Annotated in this window: 16 protein-coding genes; all 16 read left to right on the plus strand. The window is 62.0% G+C overall.

The genetic code is table 11. The annotated features are described in order from the left end of the window. The first annotated feature begins 14 nt into the window (after positions 1–14). The 16 genes from AAEZ10_RS11340 to pgaA all read left to right on the plus strand — a co-directional run bounded on the left by AAEZ10_RS11340 (position 15) and on the right by pgaA (position 17906). Positions 15–881: an ABC transporter permease gene (locus AAEZ10_RS11340; protein WP_041477414.1), complete on the plus strand. Its 867-nt coding sequence runs from the start codon at positions 15–17 to the stop codon at positions 879–881. A gap of 132 nt (positions 882–1013) precedes the next feature. Further along, complete coding sequence (locus tag AAEZ10_RS11345) at positions 1014–1931, plus strand: LysR family transcriptional regulator (RefSeq protein WP_243241557.1); 918 nt, start codon at positions 1014–1016, stop codon at positions 1929–1931. Between the two features lie 223 nt (positions 1932–2154). Next, positions 2155–3693, plus strand: a complete 1539-nt coding sequence (locus AAEZ10_RS11350) for an MFS transporter (protein ID WP_122705342.1) — start codon at positions 2155–2157, stop codon at positions 3691–3693. Between the two features lie 27 nt (positions 3694–3720). Further along, complete coding sequence (locus tag AAEZ10_RS11355; RefSeq protein ID WP_122705340.1) at positions 3721–4788, plus strand: HlyD family secretion protein; 1068 nt, start codon at positions 3721–3723, stop codon at positions 4786–4788. Then, a complete protein-coding gene (locus tag AAEZ10_RS11360) occupies positions 4785–6353 on the plus strand; it encodes an efflux transporter outer membrane subunit (RefSeq protein ID WP_350569234.1) in 1569 nt (522 codons plus the stop codon). Before AAEZ10_RS11355 ends, AAEZ10_RS11360 begins: the two co-directional genes overlap by 4 nt. 78 nt (positions 6354–6431) lie before the next feature. Beyond that, on the plus strand, positions 6432–6677 hold the full coding sequence (locus AAEZ10_RS11365; protein WP_110644740.1) for a DUF2789 domain-containing protein: 246 nt from the start codon (positions 6432–6434) through the stop codon (positions 6675–6677). Between the two features lie 90 nt (positions 6678–6767). Continuing rightward, positions 6768–7013: a type II toxin-antitoxin system Phd/YefM family antitoxin gene (locus AAEZ10_RS11370; protein ID WP_041477418.1), complete on the plus strand. Its 246-nt coding sequence runs from the start codon at positions 6768–6770 to the stop codon at positions 7011–7013. Then, positions 7003–7284 (plus strand): type II toxin-antitoxin system RelE family toxin, encoded by a 282-nt coding sequence (locus AAEZ10_RS11375; RefSeq protein ID WP_071174010.1) that lies wholly within the window; start codon positions 7003–7005, stop codon positions 7282–7284. The genes AAEZ10_RS11370 and AAEZ10_RS11375 overlap by 11 nt, the downstream gene beginning before the upstream one ends. Before the next feature lie 361 nt (positions 7285–7645). Then, the gene (locus tag AAEZ10_RS11380) at positions 7646–8074 is read left to right on the plus strand and encodes a MarR family winged helix-turn-helix transcriptional regulator (RefSeq protein WP_016772266.1); all 429 of its coding nucleotides are present in this window, start codon (positions 7646–7648) and stop codon (positions 8072–8074) included. After that, on the plus strand, positions 8071–10134 hold the full coding sequence (locus AAEZ10_RS11385; RefSeq protein ID WP_350569236.1) for an FUSC family protein: 2064 nt from the start codon (positions 8071–8073) through the stop codon (positions 10132–10134). The genes AAEZ10_RS11380 and AAEZ10_RS11385 overlap by 4 nt, the downstream gene beginning before the upstream one ends. Beyond that, the gene (locus tag AAEZ10_RS11390; RefSeq protein WP_016772264.1) at positions 10131–10340 is read left to right on the plus strand and encodes a DUF1656 domain-containing protein; all 210 of its coding nucleotides are present in this window, start codon (positions 10131–10133) and stop codon (positions 10338–10340) included. Before AAEZ10_RS11385 ends, AAEZ10_RS11390 begins: the two co-directional genes overlap by 4 nt. Continuing rightward, complete coding sequence (locus AAEZ10_RS11395) at positions 10337–11224, plus strand: efflux RND transporter periplasmic adaptor subunit (protein ID WP_071174012.1); 888 nt, start codon at positions 10337–10339, stop codon at positions 11222–11224. The genes AAEZ10_RS11390 and AAEZ10_RS11395 overlap by 4 nt, the downstream gene beginning before the upstream one ends. After that, positions 11221–12663 carry an efflux transporter outer membrane subunit gene (locus AAEZ10_RS11400; RefSeq protein ID WP_350569238.1) on the plus strand — a complete coding sequence of 481 codons (1443 nt, stop codon included), beginning with the start codon at positions 11221–11223 and terminating at the stop codon, positions 12661–12663. Before AAEZ10_RS11395 ends, AAEZ10_RS11400 begins: the two co-directional genes overlap by 4 nt. 93 nt (positions 12664–12756) lie before the next feature. Continuing rightward, on the plus strand, positions 12757–13392 hold the full coding sequence (locus tag AAEZ10_RS11405; protein ID WP_071174014.1) for an NADH:ubiquinone oxidoreductase subunit N: 636 nt from the start codon (positions 12757–12759) through the stop codon (positions 13390–13392). Positions 13393–13683: 291 nt separating this feature from the next. Continuing rightward, complete coding sequence (locus tag AAEZ10_RS11410; protein ID WP_016772258.1) at positions 13684–15189, plus strand: YdgA family protein; 1506 nt, start codon at positions 13684–13686, stop codon at positions 15187–15189. A gap of 236 nt (positions 15190–15425) precedes the next feature. Beyond that, a complete protein-coding gene (pgaA, locus tag AAEZ10_RS11415; protein WP_350569241.1) occupies positions 15426–17906 on the plus strand; it encodes a poly-beta-1,6 N-acetyl-D-glucosamine export porin PgaA in 2481 nt (826 codons plus the stop codon). The last annotated feature ends 9 nt before the right edge of the window (positions 17907–17915 follow it).

Consider the following 17915-nt stretch of genomic DNA (forward strand, 5'->3'; position numbering starts at 1 on the left):
AGGAGGACTACCCGATGAGCCATTCATCATCCGTGCGTGAAGAATTCGAAACCGTGCTCGAGCCGCTGACCGCAGTGCCGGTCGAGCGCGAATTGCCGCTTGGCACGCGCCTGTGGCAACAGGGCTGGTTGCGTAAAAGCCTGATCCTGATCGTGCTGGCGATCATCTGGGAAGTGGTCGCGCGGATTCAGAACAACGACCTGATGCTGCCGAGTTTTCTGCAAACTGCGCAGGCCCTGTTCGACGGGCTGCTCAGTGGCGAGTTGCTGGCCAAGGTGTGGATATCCCTGGTGGTGCTGATCAAGGGCTACCTGATCGGCATCGTCCTCGCGTTCGCTCTGACGACATTGGCGGTCTCGACCCAGTTGGGACGTGATCTGCTCAGTACGATGACTTCGATGTTCAACCCGTTGCCGGCGATCGCCCTGTTGCCGCTGGCACTGCTCTGGTTCGGATTGGGGCAGAACAGTCTGATTTTCGTGCTGGTGCATTCGGTGCTGTGGGCGCTGGCGTTGAATACCTATGCCGGATTTCTCGGCGTCTCCGAAACGCTGCGTATGGCCGGGCGCAATTATGGTCTCAAGGGGTTGCGCCTTGTGTTGTTCATACTGATCCCGGCGGCACTGCCGTCGATTCTCGCCGGTTTGAAGATTGGCTGGGCGTTTGCCTGGCGCACCTTGATCGCTGCCGAACTGGTGTTTGGCGCGACCAGTGGCAAGGGCGGGCTGGGCTGGTACATCTTCCAGAATCGCAATGAGCTGTACACCGACAAGGTGTTTGCCGGGTTGGCGGTGGTGATCCTGATTGGTCTGCTGGTGGAGAATCTGGTGTTTGCCACCCTTGAGCGGGTGACCGTCAAGCGCTGGGGTATGCAGCGCTGACTTGAAAAGATCGCAGCCTTCGGCAGCTCCTACATGGGAAAACCATCCTCTGTAGGAGCTGCCGCAGGCTGCGATCTTTTGATCTGCTAGCATTGCGCCTGGATCAATCCAGATCAGCCAAGAGTGCTCAGCATGCAACTCCCGGACATGAACCTTCTGGTTGCCCTCGATGCCTTGCTCGACGAGGGCAGTGTGGTCGGTGCGGCGCGGCGGATGAACCTCAGCCCGGCGGCCATGAGCCGCACGCTGACGCGGATTCGCGAAGCCATCGGCGATCCGATTCTGGTGCGCGCCGGGCGTGGCCTGGTGCCGACCCCCAAAGCCCTCGAACTGCGCGAACAGGTGCGCGACGTGGTCGAGCAGGCGGCGCTGCTGTTCCGCTCCGCCGACAGCGTCGAGCTGTGCACCTTGCGCCGGCGCTTCAGCATCCGCGCCAATGATTTCTTCGTCGGCGTTTACGGCGGCAAGCTGTTCGACACCCTCGACCAGCTCGCCCCGTATTGCGAATTGCGCTTCGTCCCGGAAGGCGACGGCGACGATGAGGCGCTGCGCGAAGGACGCATCGATCTGAGCGTCAGCAACACCCGTCCGCTTACGCCGGAAGTGAAAGTGCAGAACCTGTTCTCCACGCATTTCGTCGGCCTGGTGCGCGAGAATCATCCGTTGCTCGATGGCGAAATCACGGCTGAGCGCTACGCCGGTTTTTCCCACATCAGCATGTCGCGGCGTGGCATCGCTCGCGGCCCGATCGACACGGCGTTGAATGCGTTGGGGCTGGAGCGTCGAGTGGCGGTGATCGCGCCGAGCTTCCACGCGGCGATGTTTGCCTTGCCCGACTCCGACCTGATCTTGCCGGTGCCCAAAGAAGCACTGCTCAGCGTGCGGCGGCTGGGCCTGAAACTGCGTTCGTTCGACCTGCCGATTCCGCTGCCCATGCTCATGCTGACCCAGGCCTGGCACCCGCGCTTCGACAAGGACCCGGCCCACCGCTGGCTGCGTGAAACCCTCAAGACCTGCTGCGATGAGACATGGCTGGCGGCACAGCCCTGATCTCTGCGCCAACACCAAACCCTGTGGGAGCGAGCTTGCTCGCGAATGCGTCAGGTCAGCTGTATTAACGGCGACTGACAAACTGCTTTCGCGAGCAAGCTCGCTCCCACAGGGGGATTTAAATACTGCACGCAATGCACTTATAACCTGCCCATAAGTCAATTTTCGTCAGCATCAAGCCCCACTAAAATGCTCCGGTATTTCACCCCCGGAGTTTTCATTCATGACATCCCTGACGGTCCCGGCGCCTCTCGCCGCGACCAGCCCGGCAACGGCGGCTGCGCCTGCGGTGTTCGGGGCGCGGATCATCATTGGTCTGGTCGGCGTGCTGTTGGCCGTGCTGGTCTCGGGCCTCAACGAGATGGTCACCAAAGTCGCACTCGCCGATATTCGCGGCGCGCTGCACATCGGCTACGACGAAGGCACTTGGCTGGTCGCCAGCTACACGGCGACGTCGGTCGCGGCCATGGCCTTCGCGCCGTGGTGCTCGGTGACCTTCTCGCTGCGCCGCTTCACCCTCTGCGCGATCGGCCTGTTTACCTTGCTCGGCGTGCTGTGCCCGTTCGCCCCGAACTACGAAAGTCTGCTGCTGATGCGCATCCTCCAGGGCCTCGCCGGTGGTGCATTGCCGCCGATGCTGATGACCGTCGCACTGCGCTTTCTCCCAGCGAACATCAAACTCTACGGACTGGCCGGCTACGCACTGACCGCGACTTTCGGCCCGGGACTCGGCACGCCGCTGGCCGGTCTGTGGACTGAATACGTCGGCTGGCAGTGGACGTTCTGGCAGATCATCGTGCCGTGCCTGATCGCCATGGCCGCAGTGGCTTACGGATTGCCGCAGGATCCGCTGCGGCTGGAACGTCTCAAGACGTTCAACTGGAAGGGCCTGCTGCTGGGCTTTCCGGCGATCTGCATGCTGGTGATCGGTTTGTTGCAGGGCAATCGACTGGACTGGTTCGAGTCGAATCTGATCTGTGGATTGCTTGGTGCCGGTTCGCTGCTGCTGGTGGCGTTTCTGATCAATGAGTGGTCGCAGCCGATTCCGTTTTTCAAACTGCAGATGCTCGGCATCCGCAACCTGTTGTTCGCCCTGATCACCCTCGCGGGGGTGTTGATCGTGCTGCTGGCGGTGGTGTTGATTCCGTCGAGTTATCTGGCCCAGGTGCAAGGTTATCGTCCGGCGCAAACCGCGCCGATCATGCTCATTGCCGCGCTGCCGCAGTTGATCGCGCTGCCATTGGTGGCGGCGCTATGCAATTTGCGCTGGGTCGATTGTCGCTGGGTGCTCGGCATGGGTCTGAGCATGCTCGCGCTGTCCTGCCTCGGCGGTTCGCACCTGACTTCGGCGTGGATTCGCGATGATTTCTACGTCCTGCAATGGCTGCAGATTTTCGGCCAGCCGATGGCGGTGTTGCCGCTGTTGATGTTGTCGACCGGCAGTATCACGCCGATGGAAGGACCGTTCGCGTCGGCGTGGTTCAACACCGTCAAGGGCCTTGCCGCCGTGGTCGCCACCGGCGTCATCGAAGCGCTGACCACCGCGCGCCTGCATTTTCATTCGAGCATGTTGGTCGACAGCCTCGGCAATTCGCCGCTGGCCGATCACAGCGATCCGGGTCTCGCTCACCGCGTGCACGAGCAGGCGGTGGTGCTGACTTCGTCCGATTTGTACCTGTGCATGGCCGGCGTTGCCGTGGCGTTGATCCTGCTGATTTTCTGGCTGCCGACGCGGATTTATCCGCCGCGCGCGCCGACCTGATCGCTGTACTGAAACTGAAGGTTTTTTATGACTCAATCCAAGCAAAAACTCGCGGTGGCCGTGGCTGCCGCGCTGGCGGTGGGCGTGCTGGTGTACCTGGCAATGCCCGGGCTGTTCGGCCAACGCACCGAGCAAACCACCAACGACGCCTTCGTCTCCGCCGACTACACGCTGGTGGTGCCGCGCGTGGCCGGGTTCATCAAGCAGGTGCTGGTCGAAGACAATCAGCAGGTCAAGGCTGGGCAATTGTTGGCGCTGATCGATGACCGTGATCTCCGCGCAGCGGCGGAAGCGGCGGATGCGCAAACCCTGGTCGCGCGTGCGCAGTTGCAGAACGCCAGCGCGACCCTGGAGCGGCAGGCTTCGCTGATCGCTCAGGCGCAGGCCACCGTGGTCTCGGCCAAAGCGGAAATGGCTTTTGCGCAGCAGGAACTGAACCGCTACAACCATCTCGCCGGTGTCGGCGCCGGCACCGTGCAGAACGCGCAGCAGGCGCGCACGCGCATTGATCAGGCCTCGGCGCGTCTCGACACCGCGACGGCGAAACTGGCGGCCGAACGCAAACAAGTCGAAATCCTCACTGCCCAGCGCAACGCCGCTGAAGGCAATCTGAAACACGCGCAGGCGGCACTGGAAATCGCCAGTTTCAACCTCTCTTACACGCGCATCACCGCGCCGCAGGACGGCATGATCGGCGAGCGCGCGGTGCGCGTCGGCGCCTACGTCACCCCGGGCAGCAAGCTGTTGGCGGTGGTGCCGTTGCAGCAGGCCTACGTGGTGGCTAATTTTCAGGAAACCCAGTTGACCGATGTGCAGCCCGGGCAGGATGTGCAAGTCCGAGTGGATAGTCTCGGTGGCGAAGCCCTGACCGGCCGCGTCGAGAGCATCGCGCCGGCGACCGGCGTGACCTTCGCTGCGGTGAAACCGGATAACGCCACCGGTAACTTCACCAAAGTGGTGCAGCGGATTCCGGTGAAGATCGTGCTGGAACCGGGCCAGCCACTGGCTGAGCGCTTGCGGGTGGGGATGTCGGTCGAGGCGAGTATTGATACCGCCAGCTCAAAGGCGTCCGGGCGCGAGGTGACGCAGCGATGATCGGTGTTGAATCGGCTGTCGCCTTCGCGAGCAGGCTCGCTCCCACAGGGACAACGCATTGCAGAATGTGGGAGCGAGCCTGCTCGCGAAAAAACCAGTGGCAGCAGCTAACCTTCAGTGCCTTGCTCACAATGAGTCTCACCGCCTGCACTGTCGGCCCAGACTTCCAGAAACCCGAAACCAAGCAGCCTGCCGACTGGGCCAAACCGAGCCAATCCGCCCCGAGCCAAGCCGTCAGCGAGCCCCTGAACGAACGCTGGTGGGAAACCTTCCACGACCCGCAACTTTCCGCACTCACCCAGCGCGCGCTGAACAACAACCTCGACCTGCAACTGGCCAGCAGCCGCCTGCAACAAAGCCGCGCCGCGCGCCAGGTGATCACCGCCGAGCGTTATCCGCACAGCACCGCCAGCGGCAGCTACGGGCGCAAACGCAACAGTGGCAAAGGCTTGAACGATCCATCGGGAAATAACGGCGACGAGGCCTTCAACCTGTGGGATGCCGGCTTCTTGGCGTCATGGGAACTGGACTTCTGGGGCCGCGTGCGCCGTGAAACCGAAGCCGCTGATGCCAATCTCGAAGTGGCAGAAAACGACCGTCGTGACGTACTGCTGACCGTGCTCGCCGACACAGCGCAAAACTACATTCAGCTGCGCGGCGTGCAGAACACCCGCGCCGTCACCGAGCAGAACCTCGACGTCGCTCGCCACAGCCTGAAACTCTCGCAGCTGCGGCTGGCCGATGGCGTGGCGACCGACCTGGACGTCGCCGAAGCTGCCGCGCAAGTCGCCGCCATCGAGGCACGGCTGCCGGCGCTCGAGCAGCGTCAGGCGCAACTGATCAACGCGATCAGTCTGTTGATGGGCGAACCACCGCAGGCCCTCGCTCAAGCGTTATCCACAGACGCGGCAGTGCCGCAGTCACCACTGCAAGTCGCCATCGGCCTGCCGTCACAATTGGCCGAACGCCGCCCGGATATCCGCCAGGCCGAAGCGCGTCTGCACGCCGCCACCGCCAACATCGGCGTGGCCAAGGGCGATTTCTATCCGCGCATCACCCTGTCCGGCAACCTCGGTTCACAGGCCATGCAGCTGAGCGATTTCGGTTCATGGGGCTCGCGTGCCTTTGCCATCGGCCCGCAATTCAGCCTGCCGTTGTTCGACGGCGGACGCCTGCGCGGCATGCTGCAACTGCGTGAAGCGCAACAGCAGGAAGCGGCCATCGCCTACCAGCGAACCGTGCTGCGCGCCTGGCATGAAATCGATGATCAACTGACCGCCTACAACGCCAGCCAGCGCCGTCGCGACAGCCTCGCCGAAGCCGTGCGCCAGAACCAGATCGCCCTGCGCACCGCGCAACAGCAATACATCGAAGGCGTGGTCGATTTCGTCAACGTCCTCACCGTGCAGAGCGCCTTGCTCGCCACGCAGGAACAATGGGTGGAAAGCTCGACCGGCGTGTCCCTGGCGATGGTCGGTTTATACAAAGCGTTGGGCGGCGGATGGCAGTCGGTCTATCCGGCAGCGCAACTGGCCGCAGGCTCACCTGACGTCGCCAGACCCTGAACCCGCAGTGACAGCTATGATCAACTCCACTGCAGCGAACGGCGCAACGCCGGACCTGAATTGCAGAGGAGTTGCATCATGGAAAATCCGCAGCACAGCCTACCGGCCCTGTTCAAACAACTCGGCCTCGATGACGATCCGACCGGCATCGAACAATTCATCGCCAGCCATTCACCGCTCAAACCGGATTTGCATCTGGCTGACGCGTTTTTCTGGACGGCAGGTCAGGCGCAGTTTCTGCGCGAGGAGATTCTGGATGATGCGGATTGGGCGGAAGTGGTGGATCAGTTGAATGTGATGTTGCGTAAGGGGCGGGTGGGGTGATCATCGCGAAGTTGTATCCTCGTTGAACGCCACAGTTGTCCACATGGCATAAATAGACCAAAATCACGTCCTAATTTGAGGTTCTTAATTATGCAAAGCGTTCTCGCCGATATGGCTGTCAGTGTCTCTGAACTGAAGAAAAATCCTACTGCCGTGTTGAACGGTGCACATGGGGGGGCCGTCGCTGTCCTCAACCACAATCGCGTCATGGGCTATATGGTGCCGGCCGAAGTTTATGAAGCAATGATGGAGCGGCTTGATGATCTTGAGCTGGCTGACATTGTTCGTTCGCGCCTCCACGAAACGCCCATTTCGGTAAGCCTGGATGACTTATAAGCTTGAGTTTCTGCCGTCTGCGCACAAAGAGTGGAACAAGCTGGGTCATACGTTGCGGGAGCAGTTCAAAAAGAAGCTGGGTGAGAGGCTGAAGCTTCCGAGAATCCCGGCTGACGCCCTCCACAGCATGCCCGACTGCTACAAAATCAAACTCAAAGCCTCGGGATATCGATTGGTTTACCAAGTCATCGACGAACGAGTCGTGGTTTCCGTGCTAGCGGTTGGCAAGCGCGAACGCAGCAGCGTTTACGATGCTGCCAGGAACCGTTGAACGAGCCCCCGCTTTATTCAAGTGGCCGATGTTTGTCGATGAGATTCTTGAGTGACCGGACTGGGCCACCAAAGTGTGGGATCAGTTGATGTATCGTCTGGCATGAGGCGCAGCATGTAAAAAAATTGCGCGAAAAGGCTCAGATGTAAAAAAAACCTCCTTACTGTAAAAAAATTTCGTTTTGTCCGTCGCATTAGATTTTTCCTTCGAAAAATTACAAATCCAACTCGTGGTACGCCTCGGCCAAGCGTGGGGAGATTTGTTTCAAAACTTGACTGAAATTCCCCTCCAATGCGATATTGATAGTTAGCAAACTAACAGTGTCCGTTATCCCGTGTCCGATTCCCTCGACAGTCTCCAGATGAACATCAGCAGCGCCATGGTGGTGGCCGCGCGGCATTGGCGGAAGATCTGCCAGACCACGCTGGTCAACTATGGAATTTCCGAAGCCTGCGCCGTGCCCTTGTTGATGATCGGGCGTTTGGGCGAGGGCGTGCGTCAGGTGCAAGTCGCCCAGGCTGCGGGGATGGAGAGTCCTTCGCTGGTGCGCTTGCTCGATCAGCTGTGCCACGCCGGTTACGTCTGTCGCACCGAAGATGCTCAGGATCGCCGCGCCAAGTGCCTGAGCCTTACCGATACCGGCCGCGAGCTGGTGCAGGCGGTGGAGGCCGAGCTGGTGCGCTTGCGTCATGAGGTGCTGGAAGGCATCGAGCGCAGCGATCTGGAAGCTACGCTTCGGGTACTGAGGGCTTTTGAGGCGGCGAGTTCGCCTGTGGTGGTCAATTCTTGAACGGTTTTTTCACTGGCATGCCGCCGGCCCGTGACTGGTTTTACGGGGTCCGTACTTTTGCAGCGTCGATAATTGCGCTGTACATCGCCTTGCTCATGCAAATGCCGCGTCCGTATTGGGCGATGGCCACGGTGTACATTGTCTCCAGCCCGTTTCTCGGCCCGACCAGTTCCAAAGCGCTGTACCGCGCGGCGGGCACTTTCCTGGGCGCGGCGGCGGCGGTGCTGTTCGTGCCGATGTTCGTGCAGAGCCCCTATGTGCTGGTGGTGGTGATCGCGTTGTGGACCGGCATTCTGCTGTTCATGTCCCTGCATCTGCGCACGGCCAACAGCTATGCGCTGATGCTGGCCGGCTACACCTTGCCGCTGATTGCCCTGCCGGTGGTCGATAATCCGCTGGCGGTGTGGGACGTGGCCGAGGCGCGTACCGAAGAGATTTTCCTTGGCATCGCCGTCGCTGCGGTGGTCGGTGCGATGTTCTGGCCGCGACGGCTGGCGCCGGTGTTCAACGATGCGGTGAGCAAGTGGTTCGCCGATGCGACGAGCTACAGCCTGAAGTTTCTCAGCCGCGATGTGCAGCCGGAAGAAGTCACCGCGCTGCGCATGGCCATGGTCGCCAACTTCAACAGCCTCGAGTTGATGATCGGCCAGTTGCCCCACGAAGGCGCGCGGCCACAAACCGTGCGCAACACCAAGGAATTGCGCGGGCGCATGATCCATCTGTTGCCGGTGATCGATGCCCTTGAGGATTCGCTGTACGCCCTCGAACGCCGCACCCCGGAACTGGTGGAGAAATTCCAGCCGTTGCTGACCGCGACCCGGGAATGGCTGGGCTACGCGGACGCCAGTCTCGAGCGCTGGCAAGCACTCAGAGATCAACTCGACGCGTTGCAACCGAGCGCCGAAGCGCTGGAGGAGCGCAAACAGTTGCTGTTCTCCAATGCGATCTACCGCCTCGGTGAGTTCATCGATCTGTGGCAGGACTGCCGCAGCCTGCAGGATGCGATTCTGTGCGAGCGCCAAGACAGCTGGCGCGCGGTGTACCGCCATTGGCGCCTGGGCCGGTTGACGCCGTTCATCGATCGCGGGCTGATGCTCTACTCGGTGACCTCGACCATTCTGGCGATCATCGTTGCTTCGGTGCTGTGGATCCTGCTCGGCTGGCCGGACGGCGGCAGCGCGGTGATCCTGGCAGCGGTGGCGTGCAGCTTCTTTGCCTCGATGGACGACCCGGCGCCGCAGATTTACCGATTCTTTTTCTGGACCGGAATGTCGGTGCTGTTCGCCAGCCTTTATCTGTTTCTGATTCTGCCCAACCTGCATGATTTCCCGATGCTGGTGCTGGCGTTTGCCGTGCCGTTCATTTGCGTCGGCACGCTGACCGTGCAGCCGCGCTTCTACCTCGGCATGCTGCTGACGCTGGTTAATACCTCGTCGTTCATCAGTATTCAGGGTGCTTACGACGCGGACTTTTTCGCCTTCGCCAACTCCAACCTCGCCGGGCCGCTGGGGCTGTTGTTCGCTTTCATCTGGACGCTGGTGGCGCGACCGTTCGGCGCCGAGCTGGCGGCCAAGCGTCTGACCCGGTTCAGCTGGAAAGACATCGTCAGCATGACCGAGCCGGCCAGTCTCGCCGAGCATCGGCATTTGGGCGTGCAGTTGCTCGATCGGCTGATGCAGCACCTGCCGCGTCTGGCCCTGACCGGTCAGGACACCGGTATTGCCATGCGTGAAGTGCGTGTCGGTCTGAACATGCTCGATCTGCTTGCCTACACCCCGCGCGTCACCGGCGTGCCAAACGCCCTGTTGCGACAAGTGGTGGGCGAGGTCGGCGAGTATTTCCGCGCGTGCCTCAAAGCCGACGAACGCCTGCCGGCACCGAGCGGTCTGCTGATGACCCTTGATCGCACCCGCCGTGCGCTGAACGGCCAAGGCGACGATGAAACCCGTCGACACCTGTTGCACGCCTTGAGCGGTCTGCGTCTGGCCTTGCTGCCCGGCGTCGAGTTCGTCTCCAGCGCCGAGCCCGAAGAACCGCTGCCCGATGGAGCGCCCCTATGATCGGTGATCTGGATATCAGCGGCATCTTCCTGCCGACCCTGCTGGTGCTGATGGGCATCACTTACGTGCTGTTTTTGTTGGTGCATGGCGTGCTGCAACGCCTGCACTTTTACCGTCTGGTCTGGCACCGGGCATTGTTCAACGTGGCGCTCTACGCCGTGCTGCTGTACGGCGTGGACTCACTCAGTCGATACCTGATGACATGAAAAAACCGTTTCTGACCATCGGTCGCGTGGTCCTGACCCTGCTGATCGTGACTTTTGCCGTTGTCCTCGTCTGGCGCATGGTGATGTATTACATGTTCGCGCCGTGGACCCGCGACGGCCACATTCGCGCCGACATCATCCAGATCGCCCCGGACGTTTCCGGGCTGATCCAGCAGGTCGAGGTAAAGGACAACCAGTTGATCAAGCGTGGCCAGGTGCTGTTCAGCATCGACCAGGATCGCTTCAAACTGGCTCTGCGCCAGGCCAAGGCCGCCGTTGCCGATCGCGAAGAAACCCTCGCCCAGGCGCAGCGTGAAGCCAAGCGTAACCGTGGCCTCGGCAACCTGGTGCCGGCCGAACAACTGGAAGAAAGCCAGTCGCGCGTCGCCCGTGCACAGTCGGCATTGGCCGAAGCCTTGGTGGCGGTCGACAGTGCGCAGCTCAACCTCGATCGCTCGGTGATCCGCAGCCCGGTCGATGGTTACGTCAACGACCGCGCGCCGCGTCCGCAGGAATTCGTCACCGCCGGGCGCCCGGTGTTGTCGGTGGTCGACAGCAACTCCTTCCACATCGACGGCTATTTTGAAGAAACCAAACTCGACGGCATCCACGTCGGGCAATCGGTGGATATCCGCGTGATCGGCGACCGCGCCAGGTTGCGCGGGCATGTCGAAAGTATCGTCGCCGGCATCGAAGACCGCGACCGCACCAGCGGCAGCAACCTGCTGCCCAACGTCAACCCGGCGTTCAGTTGGGTGCGCCTGGCGCAGCGGATTCCGGTGCGCATCGCTTTTGATGAGGTGCCGGCCGACTTCCGCATGATCGCCGGGCGTACCGCCACTGTGTCGATCATCGACGATCAAGCCCGGGAGCCGCAGCCATGAGCAAGGCCTGGTTGGTCGCCGGGTTGGGCGTGATGCTCTCGGCCTGTCAGATGGTCGGCCCGGATTATCAGGTGCCCACCGACGCGGCGGTGCAGCGCAAGGATATTCAGGGTGAGCTGGCAGTCGCCGGCAAACCGGTGGTCTCGGCGCCGGTGCCGACCGACTGGTGGCGGCTGTATAAAGACCCGCGCCTTGATCAACTGGTGCAGCAGGCCATGGCTTCCAATACCGATTTGCGTGTAGCGGCGGCGAACCTGTCGCGGGCACGTGCTCAGGTGGATGAAGCCGAGGCCGCTGGTGGCTGGAGCGGCGGGGTGAAAATGGGCGCGCAACGTTTGCAGGAATCCGGTCAGGCGTTCCTGCTGCCGGAGAAAGTCCCGGTGGCCAACATTGCCGATATCGGCATCAGCGCTTCGTACCAGTTTGACCTGTGGGGCACCTTGCAACGCGGCATCGAAGCGGCCAAAGCCAATGCCGATGCGACTCAGGCCGCCGCCGACACGGCGCGCATCACTTTGGTGGCGGACGTGGTTCGTGCTTACACCCAGGTCTGCGCAGCCAACGAAGAGCGGGAAATCGCCGAGCATTCTCTCGACCTGCAATCGCAGAGCACCACGCTGATCCAGCGTCTGCGTGACGCCGGGCGGGGCGACGAGACCCAGGTCACCCGTTCGCAGACCCAATTCAAATCCCTGCGCGCCGACTTGCCGCGCTATGAAGCAGCGCGTCAGGCCGGGCTGTTCCGTCTGTCGATGCTGCTGGCCAAACCGGTCGAACAGTTGCCGGCAGGTACCGCCAGTTGCGCTGAGTTGCCGAAGATCGCGCAACTGGTGCCGGTCGGTGACGGCGCTGCGCTGCTCAAGCGCCGCCCGGATATTCGTCAGGCCGAGCGGCGTCTCGCAGCGGCAACCGCCGGCATCGGCATCGCCACCGGTGAGCTGTACCCGGACATCAGCATCGGCGCGACCATCGGCACGGTCGGCATCATCGATGACCTCGGTGATCCATCGACCAACCGCTGGGGCTTCGGTCCGTCGTTGAGCTGGAAAGTGCCGACCAACGGCGCCCGTGCGCGCATTCGTGAAGCCGAGGCCAACACTCAAGGCGCGCTGGCGCATTTCGACGGCGTGGTGCTCAACGCCATCCGCGAAACGCAGACCGGTCTGGCCCAGTACAGCGCGCTGCTGCAACGCCGCGATGCGCTGGCCGAAGCCGAGCAGTCGGCCAAGCTCGCCGCCGAGCAGACGCACCGCTTCTTCCAGGCCGGCCGCGAGTCGTTCCTTGCCGACCTGCAAGCGACCCGCACCTACACCGATGTCACCGCGCAACTGGCCGCCGCCAACACCCAGGTCGCGATGAGCCAGATCGATTTGTTCCTCGCCTTGGGCGGTGGCTGGGAAAGCGGACGAACGAACACCTCGAGCGCCAGCAAACCCTGAGGCCGTTGCTATGCTTTGAAGTGTTGGAGGGGCGCCCCATGCCAAGCGCTCCTGCAATGCACATTGCTCGTGCTGGCCCAGGGGAAACCAATAATGAAAAACCCTTACGCTCTCGGCTTCTGGTGCGCTCTGGTCGCACTGGTGCTGCTCTCGGCCACGTATTTCTACGGGATCATGCTGGCCCACCAGATCGATACGGCGATGATCTTCCTCGACAGCGCCGTTGCGCTGATCGCGGTGATGGCGATCGTCGTCGTCGCGTGGACCTCGATTCAGCTGCAACGGGTCAAGAAGCGCCAGCTCGAACGCGGCAGGATGCTCGTGCTGATCTGGGACACCAAAGTCGCCCTGCGCCGGGTCGAAACCGTGTTCGACCGCTACTTCTGGGGCAGCTATTGGCAGCCCGGGCGAACCTTCGCCGAAGTCATGGGCGAGCTCACCGGCACGCCGCTGGAAAAAAGCCTCGAAGCCCTGAAGAAGCAATGCCTGGAACTCGACAAGCAGATCGCCGATGACGGCTGGCACTGGCTGAACAACGCCCGCGAGCTGTCCGACGTCGCCACGGCCATGGCTCGTGAACGCTATCAGCTGGATTTCTGCGATGTGCGAGCGGATACCACCGGCGGAGCGGTGATCGATCGCGACTTTGAAGTGCTGGTGTATACCTGGACCGCGCGGCTGAAGAGCTTTGATCATCAGCTGGATGAAATCGAGGTTCAGTACTCCTGATTTGCTGTGAATCCACCGACCTCTTCGCGAGCAGGCTCGCTCCCACAGGTACAGCACTATCCTGGTGGGAGCGAGCCTGCTCGCGAAGAGGCCCGCAAAAACACCGAAACTCTTCGCTCCTGCCGACTGTCCATTCCCTCCATAGACACTCTTTAACCTTTAAACATTGGGCCGTCGCCCGCGCCCGGTGCTAATCTCCACCGCTTAATTGCGCACAGTCGAGCCGCGACCCGATCCCGGGTTCAAGGAAGACGACTTCATCCACAGCCACGGAAACCGATCAGGTCATTCATGAATAAATCAGCAGGCGTGCTTCTCGGAATTGTTGTTGCCATCGGCGCGATCAGCGCAGGCGGGGCGTGGTACACCGGGACCAAGATCGAAGGCGTACTGAACAACGCCGTGACCAACGCCAACAAAGAGTTGCAGACCGCCATGGCCGGCTCCAACGGCACCGCGTCGCTGGAACTGGTGTCGCTGGAGCGCCACACCTTCACCAGCACCGCGCACTATCGCCTCAAGGGCGAGGGCGAGATGTTCGGCGATGCGCCGGTCGAGCTGCTGTTCGTCGACCACATCGAACACGGCCCGCTGCCGTTCTCGCGTCTGGTTTCGCTGAAGTGGCTGCCGGTCATGGCCACCAGCAACTACGAGCTGGAAAAGAGCCCGTCCACGGAAAAATGGTTCGCCGCCACCAACGGCGCCGCGCCGCTCAAGGGCGTGACCAACATCGGCTACGACGAATCGACCACCAGCACCCTCAACCTGGTGCCGTTCGAAACTGCGCTGGATGAGCAGTCGAGCCTGAAGTTTTCCGGTCTGAGCATGGACATCGCCGCCAGCGCCCAGGCGCAGAAGGTCAAGGCCGACGGTTACATGGATAACCTGAAACTGGTCACCGTGTCGGAAGACCAGGCGCCGGTGCAGGTCGAGCTCAACGGCCTGACCCTGGCCAGCAACCTCGCCAAGAGCAGCTACGGCTACTACACCGGGGAAAACACCCTGGAAGTGACCAGCAGCAAAACCACCTTCGGCGCCAAGCCGATGGTGCTGGGCGTGAAGAACTTCGAAATGAAGAACCGCACCGAAGAAAGCGGCAGCAACGCCTCGGGGCGTGCCGACTACAAAATCGGCGAAGTGACGCTCAACGACAAGAAAGTCGGTTCGGCGGCCATGGCCATGAGCCTGAAGAACCTCGACATTCCGTCGACCATGTCGCTGATGCAGATCTACCAGACCAAATTGCAGCCGTATGAAAAAGCTGCCGCCGAGGCCGCCGCACAGGGTTTGCCGGCACCGGAGCTGAATCTGACCGAAGCGGAAAACGCCCAGGTCAAAGCCGATCTGCAGAAGTTGCTGGCGGCCGGCCCGCAACTGGCGCTGGAGAATCTGTCGTTCAACACCGCCAACGGTGAAAGCCGCGCCAATCTGGTGATCGACCTGACCAAGCCGCAATCGATGGACCTGCCGCCGGATCAACTCGGCAAGCAACTGATCGCGCTGCTCGACCTGAACATTCAGGTGTCCAAGCCGATGCTCGTCGATCTGCTCAGCGTGCAGGCGCAACTCGATGGCCAGACTGACGCCAAAGCCATCGTCGATCAGTCCAAGGAAGCGGCAGACATGTTCGCCGGCATGGCGGTCGGCTCGCAATTGGCTGTCGCCGACGGCACCAACGTGGTGACCAAACTGCATTACGCGGCCAATCAGGTCGAATTCAACGGCCAGAAGATGACCGTCGAGCAGTTCATCGGCTTCCTCATGAGCAAGTTTGCCGGCGTCACCCAAGAGCAATAAGCCCACCGCGCGCCCTCCAGACGCCCGGCCCCTGTGTAAACAGGCGCCGGGCGTTTTGCTGTACGGGTTTTGTACAGACAGGCCGATTCTGAACAATTATTGCGTTGTGAAAACTCGACTACGCTTGCGTGCAGACTGCCTCACCAAGCTTGGCCGAAGGCTGTTTTTGTCGGCCACCGTTACGAATGGGCAAGGAGGGCATTGCGACCCGGCTGGCCATGTAAGGATGCTGACAAATGCCGCGTATTGATGGCCCTGTATTACATCGTGGTTTACGCCCTTTGTTCCGATTCGCCCTGTGCAGCCAGTTGCTCTGGCCGCTGCTGGCGTTGGCCGACACACCCTACGACGAGATGGTGCGCGATGCCCGGGCCGGGCATTACACGCCTGCGTTGACCGTGCTGCGTCAGGTGCCGCCTGGCCAGGCCAGCGATGGCCAGATCAGCGATCATCTGCAAATCGCCAGTTGGGCCGGGCTCGATGCCGAAGTGGTCAAGGTCTATGAAACCCAAGGCCGTGACCGCGTCCTGCCGGTGCAGGCACTGACCGCCGCCGCGCGTGCCTATCGCAACCTCAAGCGCTGGGATCAGGCTACCCAGGTGTACAACAAGGCGCTGGCGCTGGAGCCGGACAACGCTGACCTGCAACTGGGCCTCGCGCTGACTCAGGCCGATGCCGGCAAGCCCGATCAGGCCGTCACCCGCGCGCAGTCGCTGGTTGCCGCCAAACCCGACGATCCGTCACGCCGTCTCGCCTTGGGCTACGCACTCGGTCGCGCCGGCAAACCTTACGATGCGCTGTTCGAGTTCGATCAGGCCTTCATCCGTGCCGGCAACAAACCGGAAGTCGCCCGCGAGTACGTGGTCGCCCTGCAAAAGGCCCGCCTGCCAGAACCGGCGCTGCGGCTGGCCAGTCAACGTCCAGGCCTGATTGATCCGGTGACCTTGCGCCGGCTCGAAGGCGATCTCGCCGCCGAACGCGTGCGCCTCGCCGAACTGGCCACCCGCAGCGAAAAGGAACGCTACGTCATCGCCGACCGCGCGCTGGCCGATTACGACAAATTGCTCGCAACCTGGACCCCTGACGCCACTGCTCACGATGACGTGACGCGCTGGCGCATCGACCGCATGGGCGCGCTCAAGGCCCGCGCGCGCACCGCCGACGTCATCAGCGAATACCAGAAACTGCAAGCCGAGGGCGTGGAAATTCCGACCTATGCCCTGCGCTGGGTGGCAGCGTCTTATCTCGATCAGCGTGAGCCTGAGATTGCCACCGATCTGTATCGCCAGGTGCTTTCGGCGCCGGACGCCGATGTCGGTGATCGCCTTGAGGACAGCACTGCGCTGTACTACTCGCTGCTGGAAAGCGACCGCGCCGATGAGGCGCGCAAGGTCGCCGAGGACGCAGCGAAAGCTCAGCGTCCGCGCGTCGAGCTCAAAGGTCTGCCCATCGGCAACCCCAACGACGAATGGATGGACGCCCAGCAACTCGCCGCCCAGGCCGGTACCTACGGTTCCGATCTTCCGCACGGTGAAGAGCGTTTGCAGACGCTGGTCGATCAGGCGCCGGGCAACCTTGGCTTGCGTCTGGCCCAGGCCGATCTCTACCTCGCCCGCCAGTGGCCGCGCCGCGCGGAAAATCAGCTCAAGGAAACCGAGAGCATGGCGCCGCGCGATGCCGGCCTGGAGGTCGCTCAGGCGCGCACCGCGATGGAGTTGCAGGAGTGGCGGCAGAACGATGCGCTGGTCGACGACGTGGTCGCGCGCTATCCGGACAACCGCCAAGTGCAGCGCCTGGCTCGCGAACGCGAAGTCCATGACATGGCCGAACTGCGCGTCGAAGCCTACGGCGGCAAGGCCAACGGTGGCGGCAGCGGCGATGCCGGTGCGGTCAGCGGCAGCCGTGATTTCGGTATCCAGAGCACCCTTTACAGCCCACCGATCAACGAGGACTGGCGGGTGTTTGCCGGCGCCGGTTATGCCACCGGTGATTTCGCCGAAGGCACCGGCCACCATCGCTTCCAGCGCGTCGGCCTGGAACGGCGCACCCGTGACATGACCCTCGAAGCCGAGGTGTCGAATCACGATTACGGCTTCGGTGACAAACAAGGCGCACGCCTGGCGATAGCCCGCGACATCAACGATCACTGGCAGTACGGCGGCAGCCTCGAATACCTCTCGGCGGAAACCCCGCTGCGCGCGCTCAACAGTGATATCAAGGCCAACGGCGGCAGTGCGTTCCTGCGCTGGCGCGCCAACGAAAGCCGCGAGTGGCGCGTGTCGGTCAGCCCGTCGCACTTCAGCGATGGCAACAACCGCGTCGAAGCCTTGGTGACCGGGCGCGAGGGCATCTACACCGCGCCGAACATTCAGGTCGACGCCGGCCTGGAAGTCGGCACTAGCCACAACTCGAAATCCGACGACGTGCCGTACTTCAACCCGAAGTCGGACTTCAGCGTGATGCCGCTGGTCAACGTCAACCACGTGCTCTACCACCGCTACGAGACTTCCTGGAGCCAGCAATTCCAGGCCGGCGCGGGCACCTACAGCCAGCGCGACCACGGCACCGGCGGCATGGCATTGCTCGGTTACGGCCAACGGTACGCCTGGAACGACGTGTTCGATGTGGGCGGCATGTTCAGTGTGATCAACCGGCCTTACGACGGTGATCGGGAAACTGATCTGCGTCTGCTTGTCGACCTCACTTTCCGCTTCTAGAAGAGTTTG

It is taken from the genome of Pseudomonas sp. H26/SER47-MNA-CIBAN-0231 (assembly GCF_040310465.1).
Lineage (GTDB): Bacteria > Pseudomonadota > Gammaproteobacteria > Pseudomonadales > Pseudomonadaceae > Aquipseudomonas > Aquipseudomonas atacamensis.

Bases quoted from the DNA above. Each gene is read 5' to 3' on its own strand.
- AAEZ10_RS11340 (WP_041477414.1), top strand. From the start codon at position 15: ATGAGCCATTCATCATCCGTGCGTGAAGAATTCGAAACCGTGCTCGAG.
- AAEZ10_RS11380 (WP_016772266.1), top strand. From the start codon at position 7,646: ATGAACATCAGCAGCGCCATGGTGGTGGCCGCGCGGCATTGGCGGAAG.
- AAEZ10_RS11375 (WP_071174010.1), top strand. From the start codon at position 7,003: ATGACTTATAAGCTTGAGTTTCTGCCGTCTGCGCACAAAGAGTGGAAC.
- AAEZ10_RS11400 (WP_350569238.1), top strand. From the start codon at position 11,221: ATGAGCAAGGCCTGGTTGGTCGCCGGGTTGGGCGTGATGCTCTCGGCC.
- AAEZ10_RS11410 (WP_016772258.1), top strand. From the start codon at position 13,684: ATGAATAAATCAGCAGGCGTGCTTCTCGGAATTGTTGTTGCCATCGGC.
- AAEZ10_RS11365 (WP_110644740.1), top strand. From the start codon at position 6,432: ATGGAAAATCCGCAGCACAGCCTACCGGCCCTGTTCAAACAACTCGGC.
- AAEZ10_RS11405 (WP_071174014.1), top strand. From the start codon at position 12,757: ATGAAAAACCCTTACGCTCTCGGCTTCTGGTGCGCTCTGGTCGCACTG.
- AAEZ10_RS11370 (WP_041477418.1), top strand. From the start codon at position 6,768: ATGCAAAGCGTTCTCGCCGATATGGCTGTCAGTGTCTCTGAACTGAAG.
- AAEZ10_RS11360 (WP_350569234.1), top strand. From the start codon at position 4,785: ATGATCGGTGTTGAATCGGCTGTCGCCTTCGCGAGCAGGCTCGCTCCC.
- AAEZ10_RS11345 (WP_243241557.1), top strand. From the start codon at position 1,014: ATGCAACTCCCGGACATGAACCTTCTGGTTGCCCTCGATGCCTTGCTC.
- AAEZ10_RS11395 (WP_071174012.1), top strand. From the start codon at position 10,337: ATGAAAAAACCGTTTCTGACCATCGGTCGCGTGGTCCTGACCCTGCTG.
- pgaA (WP_350569241.1), top strand. From the start codon at position 15,426: ATGCCGCGTATTGATGGCCCTGTATTACATCGTGGTTTACGCCCTTTG.
- AAEZ10_RS11390 (WP_016772264.1), top strand. From the start codon at position 10,131: ATGATCGGTGATCTGGATATCAGCGGCATCTTCCTGCCGACCCTGCTG.
- AAEZ10_RS11355 (WP_122705340.1), top strand. From the start codon at position 3,721: ATGACTCAATCCAAGCAAAAACTCGCGGTGGCCGTGGCTGCCGCGCTG.
- AAEZ10_RS11350 (WP_122705342.1), top strand. From the start codon at position 2,155: ATGACATCCCTGACGGTCCCGGCGCCTCTCGCCGCGACCAGCCCGGCA.